Source organism: Cryobacterium inferilacus, from assembly GCF_019599185.1.
Classification (GTDB): Bacteria; Actinomycetota; Actinomycetes; order Actinomycetales; family Microbacteriaceae; genus Cryobacterium; species Cryobacterium inferilacus.
This window is the reverse complement of record NZ_JAIEUL010000006.1, coordinates 164,878-174,940: the sequence shown is the minus strand read 5'-3', so window position 1 is coordinate 174,940 and position 10,063 is coordinate 164,878. Positions and strand designations below refer to the sequence as shown.

Here is a 10,063-nt window from a genome sequence, read left to right as displayed (position 1 = left end):
AGCTCGACCAACGTGGGGTCGCTCGACCAACGTGGGGTCGCGACCATCTCGCGGGGTCTCGACAGGCTCGACCAACGTGGGGTCGCGCCCATCTCGCGGGGTCTCGACAAGCTCGACCAACGTGGGGTCGCTCGACCAACGTGGGGTCGCGACCATCTCGCGGGGTCTCGACAGGCTCGACCAACGAGGGGTCGCGACTACCTTGGGGGGTCTCGACAGGCTCGACCAACGTGGGGTCGCTCCCATCTCGCGGGGTCTCGACAAGCTCGACCAACGTGGGGTTGCGACCTCCGCGTTGGTTGAGCTTGTCGAAACCCGCCAGTCTCGTTGGTTGAGCTTGTCGAAACCCGGTGACCCGGCCTGCGTGCGCTACACAGCGGGCACGGGCTGCGCCCGGGCGCGGCTGCTCACCGCGTGCAACAGCAGCACCCCGAGGAGCGCGCCCAGCGCGGCGCCGAGGGTGTTCGCGAGCACGTCTTGCGGGGTGGCGAACCGGGCCGGGAGGAAGACCAGCTGCGTGAATTCGATGTAGCCGCTGGTCACGCATCCGGCCAGAACCGCCAGCCACCAGTTGCGGGCGCCCAGCAGGATCACGCCGAGAAGCCCCACAGGCACGAATAGAGCGATGTTCGCGGTGAATTCGACCAGGACATAGTTCACCCAGCCGGGAACGCCGTGAGCGTGCAGCCAGGCGAGCACGCCGGTGATACTGCCCGACGCATCCCGGTCGACGGGGGTGGGCCAGAACGCGATCGCGCTAAGCGCCAGCATGTACACGAAGGCCAGCACCAGTGCGGTGCGGCGCAGGGCCTGGTGGCGGCGCCGGGTCAGAGCGTTCACGCCACCTCCCTCACCTGTGGGCGTCGGCCTCGCGCAGGGTGCATTGCGGGAGGACTGCACCGTCAACGAACCAGGTCACCAGACTAGTGAGCCCGGCCCGGCAGCGAAACCCGCCCGGCCTGCCCGACGAACCCGCCCGGCCTGCCCGACGAACGATTAAAAGGAGATAGTGAGATTTCAAGGACGAAAATTGCCGATTTCGTCCTTCCAAACTCACTATCTCCTTACAAACTCACCAACGGATGCGCCCACCTACGGATGCGCCCGGCCTACGAGCGGCCGGTGGCCACGCGCTTGGGCAGCAGGAAGACCAGCAGCAGGGCGACCACGCTCAGCGCGGCGCTGACCGCCATGGCGAGGGTGGCGCTGTGGGTGAAGCCCTCGGCGAGGGCGTCGGGGCCGGGGCCGGCCACCACGAGGGTGCCGAAGAACACGCTGCCCACCACGGCGATACCCGCGGCGCTGCCCACGCGCTGCATCACGCCCACCACACCGCTGGCCGCGCCGGCCTCGCTGGGGTCGACGGTGGCCACGATGAAGGCCACGTTCGGGGCGATGAAGCACCCACTGCCCAGGCCCGCGATGAATAGCGGCGCCAGCAGCAGCCAGTTGGTGAGGTCGGCCGGGTCGGTGAGGAGCAGCACCAGCCAGGTCCAGACCAGGCCCACGGTCACCAGCGCCACACCGGCCACGAGCACGGTGCGGCCCAACCGCACGGTGAGCCGGTTGCTCTGCGACGAGCCCAGAATCGAGCCGATCGCGAACGGGATGGAGACCAGGCCGGACTCGAGCGCGGTGTGGCCCAGGCCCGACTGCCAGAGGATCGAGATGGTGAAGAAGATGCTCGTGAACGCCGCGAAGTACACCAGCGCGAGAATCACACCGCCGGTGAAGGCGGGGTGCGCGAACAGGTGCGGCGGCACGAGCGGGCTCTGCTGGCGCTTGGCCACGCGCAGCTCCCAGGCGCCGAACGCCACGATCAGCAGGGCGCCGGCGGCGAGCACCAAATAGGTCCAGAGCGGCCAGCCGCGGTCTTGCCCTTCAATCAGCGGCACCAGCAGACCCACCAGGCCGGCCGAGACGAGCAGCAGACCCACCCAGTCGATGCGGGCCGGGGCGGATGCGCCGGGCGCCGACGCCGCACCGGTGCCGGAGGGCAGCAGGAACGCGGCGGCGACCAGCGCGACCACACCGATGGGCAGGTTCACCCAGAACACCAGCCGCCAGCCGTGCTCGGCGCCGAATGCCTCGATGATGAGGCCGCCCACGATGGGGCCGAGCGCGGTGGAGACACCGATGACCGAGCCCATGATGGCGAAGGCCTTGCCGCGGGAGGCGGCCGGGAACATCAGCTGGATGACGGCGGTGACGGCCGGCACGAACATGCCGCCGGCCAGGCCCTGCGCCACCCGGGCGATGATCAACTGCAGGTCGTTCTGCGCCAGCCCGCAGGCGAGGCTGGCCAGGGTGAACAGGGCCAGGCCGGTGAAGAAGACCCACTTGTGGCCGATGCGGTCGCCGATGCGCCCGGCGGGGATGAGCGCGAGACCGAACGCGAGCGCGTACCCGCTGATGATCCAGGAGAGGGTGGCCTCTGACGCATCCAGGCTGGTCTGGATGCTGGGCAGCGCCACGTTGACGATCGTGGTGTCGAGCAGCGCCATGAACATGCCGGCCAGCAGCACGATGAGGGCCTGCCAGGCCCGGCGGGGCACTGCCGGGGCCTGCGGGGTGGCGGGGGAGTGCGTCATGGGGGCCTTTCGCAACGGGAACAGAAAAACCCCCACTCGCTAGGAGTGGGGGTGTATTTCTGTCGGGGTAACAGGATTTGAACCTGCGACCTCGTCGTCCCGAACGACGCGCGCTACCAAGCTGCGCCATACCCCGATGGCCCTGAGGACCTCGACAAGTATAACCCCATCGGTGTGCCCACTTTGGACACGGTGGTCGCGGGGTCTCGACAAGCTCGACCAACGAGATGGTCGCGACCGAACGCCGGTCGAGCTTGTCGAGACCCGGTGAGGGGTTTCGACAAGCTCAACCAGCGAGATGGTCGCGACCGAACGTTGGTCGAGCTTGTCGAGACCCGGTGAGGGGTTTCGACAAGCTCAACCAACGATGCGGCTCAACCAGCGGATGCGGCTAACCGGCGGGTGGGGTGTCCGCGGTATTCGGGCCTTCGGTGCCGACGACCACGTAGACCGTGCCGCCGGGGATGGCTGGGGTGCCGGCGACGGGGTTCATCACGGTGACCTTGCCCACCTGGGCTTTCGTGGGCACGTCCTCCTCGAGAACTCCCACGCCGAAGCCGGCCAGTGACTCCTTGGCCTCTGCGAGAGTCTGCCCCACCACGTCGGGCAGTAGCACCTGCGACTCGTTGCTGGTGAACACCGTCACCAAGGCGCCGGTGACAGTGCTGCCGTTAGGCTCGCTGCGGGCGATCGTGCCGGCGGGCAGCTCGGAGTCGGTGATGCCGCCGTCGCGGAAGGCAAAGCCGGCGCCCTCGATGGCGGAGCGGGCCTGGTTGACGCTGAGCCCGCGCACGTCGGGGATGGAGACCTGGCGGCCCTGCACCACATCGCTGGAGGCGGCCTCGAAGGCGTCTCCGCCGTACTTGGCGTTGGCGGCGCTCATGATGATCGGCCACATCCGGTGCCGCGCAGTGGCGGCGGCACCGCTGAAGAAGTTGGTGCCGCGCTGGCTCTGGTAGCCCTTCACGTTGACCACACCCACCACGGTGGCGACCTTCGAGCTGGCTCCGCTCATCCAGGTGTTGAAGGACTTGTCGGTGGTACCGGTCTTGCCGATCATCGGCACCTTCGGGAAGGTCTTCCCGTTGGACTCACGGGCCGACCCGCTGGTGAGTACGCGCTCCATGGCGTACGCCATGCCGGCGGCCACATCGGGAGTCACGGACTCGGTGCAGGTGGACGTGGGGGCCGGAATCTCGACGTCGTCGGCGCCGACGATGCGGTCGATCACGACGGGGCTGCAGGTGGTGCCCTTGTTGGCGATGCCGGCGTAGGCCACGGCCATGTTCAGTGGAGCGACTTCATTGGTGCCCAGCACGGTGGCGGGGGTTTGCAGCAGGGGGCCACCGCCGGCGTTGCGAATTCCGAACGCCTCGGCCTGCTCCCTGATGCCGCAGAGGTCGAGGCGCTTGGCCATGCCCATGAAGCCGGTGTTATAGGAGTTGATGGTCGATTCGAGGGCGCTGTAGTTGGGGCCGCTCTCGCCACTGTCGTTCCGCAACGGGAACTGTTCACTGTACGTGCCGTTGCAACTGTCCTGGAACGAACCCCAGTACGGCTTGAGGGAGGAGTCCACCCGCTCGCCGAGTGCGTGACCTTCGGAGAGCCACTCGGCCAGGGTGAACACCTTGTACGTGGACCCGGGCTGGAATCCGATGGACCCGCCCTGGTCGAAGTTGGTGTTGTAGTTGATGCCGGTGTACTCCGGGCCTGGCGCCTCGGCGAGCTGGGTGTACTTCTTGTTCTGCGCCATTGTGAGTACCCGGCCGGTGCCAACCTGCACGCTGGTTGCGACTGCTCCCACGTCCCAGGACGCGGTCATCGGCACGTTCTCATTGATGGCCCGCTCAGACTCCAGCTGCAGGTCCAGGTCGAGAGTCGTGTAGATCTCGTAGCCGCCGCGACGGAAGTTGAGCATTCGCTCGTCGGCGTCTGCGCCGAAGGTGGGGTCGGTCTTGAGCACGTGGGTGACGTAGTCGCAGAAGAACCCGGCGCCACCGGCGGTCTGGCAGCCCGTGGACGGCTCGGTGATGACCGGGGCGATCACGGTGGCGATGGCCTCGTCGTACTGCTCCTGGGTGATCTTCTCGTAGGTGAGCATCTCGTTGAGGATGTAGTCGCGGCGCACCTTGTTGGCGGCGTACTCGTTGGCAGCGCCGTTGGTCTCGCTGGCCGGGTAGTCCAGGCGGAACTTCTCCGGGTTGTTCACGATCGCGATCAGGCTGGCCGACTGCGGCAGCGTGAGGGTGCCGGCGCTGGCGTTGTAGTAGTACCGGGCGGCGGCTTCGATGCCGTACACGGTGCCGCCGAAGCCGGTGATGTTGAGGTAGCCCTGCAGAATGTCGTCTTTGGAGTACTGCTTCTCCACGCCGATGGCGAGACGCATCTCCTTGAGCTTGCGGTCGGGCTCGGTCTTGGTGGCCTCGAGGAAGCAGGCGTCCAGTTCTTCCTGCACGGTCATCACTTCACACTGCTGCACGAGCACGTTCTTCACGTACTGCTGGGTGATGGAGGAACCGCCGGTGACGTTGCCGCTGGGGCCGAGGGTGGAGAGGGCGCCACGGATGGTGCCCTGCAGGTCGATGCCGCCGTGCTCGTAGAACCGAGGGTCTTCACCGGCCACGGCGGCGTCGCGCACGAACTGACTGGTGGCCTGCAGCGGGACCTCGATGCGGTTCTGGTCGTAGAACGAGGCCAGCGCGTAGGGGGTGCCGTCGTTCTGCACGGCGTAGATGGTACTCACCTGCGACAGTGCGTCGATCGGCAGGTAGTTCGGCAGATTCTCGAACGTGTTGATGGTGGTGCGGGTGGCCACACCCGAGATCGCCAGCGCGGGTGTGATCGCCACAGTGATCAATAGCCCGGCCACGGAACTCATCGCGACGATGCCGATAAGTCCCCCGACGACGCCGGCGAATGATCTTCTGTATTCACCCATGCCCGCGAGCCTATTCGAAGATGGCTGGCAAACCCATTCTGGGCGGCCCCCAAACCGGGGAGCCCGGGGTGCGGGTCAGGCCGCGGTGAGGGTGAGCAGCGTCGCTTCGGGCGGGCAGGCGAACCGCACCGGGGCGTAGATGGAGGTGCCGAGACCCGCGGAAACGTTGAGGTACGAGGTGCGCAGCCCCACGTTCCACAGGCTCAGGCCCTTCACCTGGCGGCGCGGAATATCACAATTGGTCACCAATGCGCCGAACTTGGGTACGCAGACCTGACCGCCGTGGGTGTGCCCGGCCAAAATCAATTGGGCGCCGTGGTTCACGAACGAGTTCAGCACCCGCTGGTACGGCGCGTGCACCACGCCCATGGTGAGGGTGGAGCGGGCCGCGGCCGGAACGCCAGGGTCGGGCCAGGTCTCTTCGGCGAGCGGGTCGTTGCCGCGCATCTCGTCGATGGCGCCGGCGATGAGGTCGAGCCGGTCACGACGGATGTGCGGGTCGTCGACCCCGAAAATCTCCAGGTGGGTGCCGTTGATGTCCAGCGACTCCGCCGCGTTGTTCAGGTCGTGCCAACCCAGCTCGTGGAACACCCGGTGCAGGTCGTCGGTGTCGAGCTCGACGTTGCGCACCTTGAGCCCGGACGGCCCGCCGAAGTACTTGAGCGGGTTCTTCGGCTGCGGGCCGAAGAAGTCGTTGGAGCCGTTGACGAACAGGCCGGGCACGCCCTTGAACGGTTCGAGGGCGTACTCCACGCCGGCGATGCCGTCTTCGTGGCCGAGGTTGTCACCGGTGTTGACCACGAGGTGCGGGTTCAGCCGGGCGAGGTCGCGCACCCAGTCCTGCTTGTCGCGCTGCCACGGGGCCATGTGCAGGTCGGAGAGGTGCAGCACCCGAATCGGTTCGGCACCGGGAGCGAGCACCGGCACGGTCACCTCCCGCAGGGTGAACCGTTTGCGTTCCACCAGCGAACCCCAGGCGAAGGCGCCCAGGCCGGTGGCCGTCACAACGGCGGCCGAGGCCAGGAGGGCCCGGCCGACGCGTGCGGGGCTCATTCGTCGTCCTCGTTGGTGTTGCCGTTGTCGGTGTTGCCGTCGAAGCGGCCGACGAACAGCTGCACGGTGGAATCCTCGGCGGCGCCGGTGCCGGCGGCGGGGTTCATCGAGAGCACCTCGCCGTCCTGATCGGGGTCGGTCACGGCACGGTCGATGATCACCACGTCGTACCCGTCCAGGGTGTCCTCGGCGTCTTCCACGGCGTCACCCACCACATCCGGCAGCGCGGTCACGTTGCCGTTGCTCATCGTCAGCGTGACGGTGGCGCCGGCCGCGACGGTGGAGCCGTCGGACGGGCTGGTGCGGGCGACCGTGCCGGCGGGCAGGTCGGAGTCGGTTTCGCCGCCGACGACCACGGTGAAGCCGGCGTCCTCGAGAACGGCGGTGGCCGCATCCGTGGTCTGGCCGGTCACGTCGGGCACGGTCACTTGGGCGCCGTAGAGCGAGCTGCGGGATGCCTCTTCGAACTCGTCGCCGCCGTACTTGGCGTTGGCGACGCTCATGATGTCTGGCCACATGCGGTGCCGGGCGGTGGCGGCCGAGCCGCTCTCGAAGTTGGCGGAGTAGTTGCGCTGGTTCTGGTCACCGGTGACGTTCACGACGCCCACGACGGTGGCGACCTTGGAGCTGGCGCCGCTCATCCAGGTGTCCTGCGCCTCGTTGGTGGTACCGGTCTTGCCGATCATGGGAACGCGGGGGAAGGTGTCGTAGTAGCTCTGCTGAGCAGAGCCCTGGCTGAGCACGCGTTCCATGGCGTAGGCCATGCCGGCGGCCGTCTCGGTGGAAACGGACTCGGTGCAGGTGGAGGCCGGCGGGGTGATCTCGCTGCCGTCGGGAACGACGATGCGGTCGATGGCGATGGGCGAGCAGGTGGTGCCGCCGTTGGCGATGCCGGCGTACGCCACGGCCATGCTCAGCGGGGCGATCTCGTTGGTGCCCAGCACCATCGACGCAGTCTGGGACATCGGGGCGCCGGTGGCCGTGTGGATGCCGAACGACTCGGCGGTCTTGCGAATCTCGCAGAGGTCGAGTTCCTTGGCCATACCCATGTACCCGGTGTTGTACGAGTTGATCGTGGATTCGAGGGCGCTGTAGTTGCGGCCGCTCTCGCCGGCGTCGTTCTTGAGCGAGTCGGTGTAGGTGTAGTCGCCGTTGCAGCTGTCCTTGAAGGTGCCCCAGTTGGTCTTGAGGGATGAATCCACCCGCTCGTTGAGGGAGTGGCCCTCTTCGAGCCAGTCGGCCAGGGTGAACACCTTGAACGTGGAGCCGGGCTGGAACCCGCTGGAGCCGCCCTGGTTGAAGTCGGTGTTGTAGTTGATGCTGGTGAACTGGGCTCCGGTGGCCTGCACCTCGGGGTCCTGGCTGTAGATCTTGTTCTGCGCCATGGCCAGCACGCGGCCGGTGCCCACCTCCACGCTCACGGCCACGCCGCCCACGTCCCAGGTGGCCACGTTGGGCACGTTGTCCGACATGGTCTGCTCGGCAGCGTCCTGCAGTTCGAGGTCGAGGGTGGTGTACACGTCGTAGCCGCCGCGACGGAAGTTCGCGAGACGCTCGTCTTCGGTCTCGCCGAAGGTGGGGTCGGACTTGAGAATGTAGGAGACGTAGTCACAGAAGTAGGCGCTGCCACCGGCGGTCTGGCATCCGGTGCTGGGCAGTGTGATCGTGGGCTCGATCGGGGTGGCGATCGCGGCGTCGTAGTCGGCCTGGCTGATCTTCTCGTACTGCAACATCTCGCCCAGGATGTAGTCGCGGCGCTCCTTGTTGCGGGCGTAACCGTTGGCGGCGCCGTTGGTCTCGCTCTCGGGGCGGTCAAGCCGGAACGCCTCGGGGTTGTTCACGATCGCGACCAGGCTGGCGGCCTGCGGCAGGGTGAGGTTGGCGGCGCTGGTGTTGTAGTAGTAGTTGGCGGCGCTCTCGACGCCGTACACGACGCCACCGAACAGGGTGATGTTGAGGTAGCCCTGCAGGATCTGTTCCTTGGTGTATTCCTTCTCCAGGCCGATGGCCATCCGCATCTCGCGCAGCTTGCGGTCGGCGGTGGTCTTGGTGGCGTCGTCGTAGCAGGCGTCGACCTCGGCGTCGTCGTTGAGCACCTCACACTTTTGCACCAGCACGTTCTTCACGTACTGCTGGGTGATGGATGACCCGCCCTGCACACCCGCGCCGGTGACGGTGGAAATGGCCCCGCGAACGGTGCCCTGAATGTCCACGCCGCCGTGTTCTTCGAACCGGGGGTCTTCACCGGCGACGGCGGCGTCCTGCACGAACTGGCTCATCTCCTCGATCGGAACCTCGACGCGGTTCTGGTCGTAGAAGGAGGCCATGAGGTACGGGTTGCCGTCGGGCTGCACGGCGTAGATGTTGCTGCGCTGGCTGAGCTGGTCGACAGCGAGGTAGTTGGGGATGTTCTCGAACGTGTTGATCGTGTTCGTGGCGGTGATGCCTGTCAGAGCGAGGGCGGGGGTGACCGCAACGGTCACCAGAACCCCGGCGATGGCGCTCATGCCGATGAAACTGAGGAACCCGCCGAGCGCTCCACTAACCGTACTTTTTTTGGCAGACATACACTTGAGCGTAAGGGACAATTCTGAACAACAGCCTGAATCGGAGCCGCATGACCACCTGGGAATACCTCACCACACCGCTGATGATCCACAACACCGCAGCGATCCTGAACAACTGGGGATCCGAGGGGTGGGAGCTCGTGCAGGTCGTCACCGGACCGGAGGGTGGCCTCGTCGCTTACCTCAAGCGTCCCGTCGCTGCCGCCGGAGCCTGAGTCATGTCTCAGATTGAGGCCCGCCTGGCCGAGCTGGGCATCGAGCTGCCGTCGGTCGTTCCGCCGGTCGCGTCCTACGTTCCCGCGGTGGTGAGCGGCTCGATGGTGTTCACCTCGGGCCAGCTGCCGATGGTGAACGGGTCGCTGCCCGCCACGGGCAAGGTCGGCGTGGGCTCTGGCCTCGTGTCGGCCGAGGACGCCCAGGGCTACGCCCGCCAGTGCGCGCTCAACGCGCTCGCCGCCATCCAGAGCGTGATCGGGTCACTCGACCGCATCACCCAGGTGGTCAAGGTCACCGGCTTCGTCGCATCCGCCCCCGACTTCACCGGCCAGCCCGGCGTGATCAACGGCGCCTCCAATGTGCTCGGCGAGATCTTCGGCGACATCGGCGTGCACGCCCGCTCCGCCGTGGGCGTCGCGGTGCTGCCGCTCGACTCGCCCGTCGAAGTAGAGCTCACCGTCTCCTTCGCGTAGCGCTCCCTTTTTTCGCGAACTGTGAGTTAAGCGCCTTCCCGGAGCTGCTTTTCTCACGGTTCGCGAGGGCGATCCGACTATCGGGGGCGGATGCTCCACCTCGCCTCTCGCGAGAGGGCACTTGGGGCCCGTTTCGGCCTGGTTTATGGGCCGCAACTGTCTTCTCGCGTGTGGGGGATTTTGCGAGAGGGCACGTGAGGCCCGTTCCGGCCTGGTTTATGGGCC

Annotated in this window: 7 protein-coding genes and 1 tRNA gene; 2 read left to right on the top strand and 6 right to left on the bottom strand. The window is 66.9% G+C overall.

What is annotated here, in order from left to right; translation table 11 throughout:
• Window positions 1-369: 369 nt before the first annotated feature.
• The 6 genes from K2F54_RS07850 to K2F54_RS07825 form a co-directional block, all read right to left on the bottom strand.
• Window positions 370-840: a VanZ family protein gene (locus K2F54_RS07850; protein ID WP_308287572.1), complete on the bottom strand. Its 471-nt coding sequence runs from the start codon at window positions 838-840 to the stop codon at window positions 370-372.
• A gap of 269 nt (window positions 841-1,109) precedes the next feature.
• Window positions 1,110-2,591: a DHA2 family efflux MFS transporter permease subunit gene (locus tag K2F54_RS07845; protein WP_220605304.1), complete on the bottom strand. Its 1,482-nt coding sequence runs from the start codon at window positions 2,589-2,591 to the stop codon at window positions 1,110-1,112.
• Between the two features lie 62 nt (window positions 2,592-2,653).
• Window positions 2,654-2,727 (bottom strand) — tRNA-Pro (locus tag K2F54_RS07840).
• Between the two features lie 255 nt (window positions 2,728-2,982).
• Window positions 2,983-5,529, bottom strand: coding sequence for a transglycosylase domain-containing protein (locus K2F54_RS07835; protein ID WP_220605303.1), 2,547 nt, complete (start codon window positions 5,527-5,529; stop codon window positions 2,983-2,985).
• 75 nt (window positions 5,530-5,604) lie between these two features.
• The gene (locus tag K2F54_RS07830) at window positions 5,605-6,582 is read right to left on the bottom strand and encodes a metallophosphoesterase (protein ID WP_220605302.1); all 978 of its coding nucleotides are present in this window, start codon (window positions 6,580-6,582) and stop codon (window positions 5,605-5,607) included.
• Window positions 6,579-9,149 (bottom strand): transglycosylase domain-containing protein, encoded by a 2,571-nt coding sequence (locus K2F54_RS07825; RefSeq protein ID WP_220605301.1) that lies wholly within the window; start codon window positions 9,147-9,149, stop codon window positions 6,579-6,581. Before K2F54_RS07825 ends, K2F54_RS07830 begins: the two co-directional genes overlap by 4 nt.
• Before the next feature lie 50 nt (window positions 9,150-9,199).
• Between K2F54_RS07825 and sp36 the strand changes: the two genes are divergently transcribed.
• Together sp36 and K2F54_RS07815 are read left to right on the top strand one after the other, a co-directional pair.
• Entirely contained in the window at window positions 9,200-9,364 is a 165-nt protein-coding gene (sp36, locus tag K2F54_RS07820) for a Sp36 family protein (RefSeq protein ID WP_220605300.1), read from the top strand.
• Between the two features lie 3 nt (window positions 9,365-9,367).
• Complete coding sequence (locus tag K2F54_RS07815) at window positions 9,368-9,838, top strand: RidA family protein (RefSeq protein WP_220605299.1); 471 nt, start codon at window positions 9,368-9,370, stop codon at window positions 9,836-9,838.
• The last annotated feature ends 225 nt before the right edge of the window (window positions 9,839-10,063 follow it).

What these genes read in the sequence shown, in the direction of transcription:
- K2F54_RS07835 (WP_220605303.1), bottom strand. Translation starts at nt 5,529, where the DNA reads ATGGGTGAATACAGAAGATCATTCGCCGGCGTCGTCGGGGGACTTATC.
- sp36 (WP_220605300.1), top strand. Translation starts at nt 9,200, where the DNA reads ATGACCACCTGGGAATACCTCACCACACCGCTGATGATCCACAACACC.
- K2F54_RS07815 (WP_220605299.1), top strand. Translation starts at nt 9,368, where the DNA reads ATGTCTCAGATTGAGGCCCGCCTGGCCGAGCTGGGCATCGAGCTGCCG.
- K2F54_RS07825 (WP_220605301.1), bottom strand. Translation starts at nt 9,149, where the DNA reads ATGTCTGCCAAAAAAAGTACGGTTAGTGGAGCGCTCGGCGGGTTCCTC.
- K2F54_RS07830 (WP_220605302.1), bottom strand. Translation starts at nt 6,582, where the DNA reads ATGAGCCCCGCACGCGTCGGCCGGGCCCTCCTGGCCTCGGCCGCCGTT.
- K2F54_RS07845 (WP_220605304.1), bottom strand. Translation starts at nt 2,591, where the DNA reads ATGACGCACTCCCCCGCCACCCCGCAGGCCCCGGCAGTGCCCCGCCGG.